The organism is Achromobacter sp. GbtcB20, assembly GCF_019091095.1.
In the GTDB taxonomy this organism is placed as follows: Bacteria; Pseudomonadota; Gammaproteobacteria; order Burkholderiales; family Burkholderiaceae_B; genus Achromobacter; species Achromobacter mucicolens.
Map to the genome: position 1 here is coordinate 1 of NZ_JAGXJZ010000414.1, position 308 is coordinate 308.

A 308-nucleotide genomic window follows, 5' to 3' on the forward strand; every position below is an offset into this window, starting at 1 on the left:
CCGACGCGGTGCAGAACCGCTATCCGGTCGCGTCCAACGCCACGTTGAAGGACAAGGTGCGCGCCAAGCTCGGCATCCCCGAAGGCTATGGCGTCCTGCTGGGCAACGGCTCGGACGAGCTGATCCAGATCGTCACCACCACGGTGGCCAGCCACGAACGGCGCGCAGTCGTGCTGGCGCCGGTGCCGGCCTTCGTCATGTACGCGCGCTCGGCCCAGTTCGCGGGCGCCGACTTCGTCGGCGTGCCCCTGAAGGCCGACTTCTCGCTCGACTTGCCGGCCATGCTGGCGGCAATCGAAGAGCACAAG

1 protein-coding gene is annotated in these 308 nt (G+C 68.2%); it reads left to right on the top strand.

The features are described from left to right. Positions 1-308, top strand: a 308-nt coding sequence (locus tag KVT32_RS29560) for an aminotransferase class I/II-fold pyridoxal phosphate-dependent enzyme (protein ID WP_217619368.1), incomplete at both ends; no start/stop codon positions are given.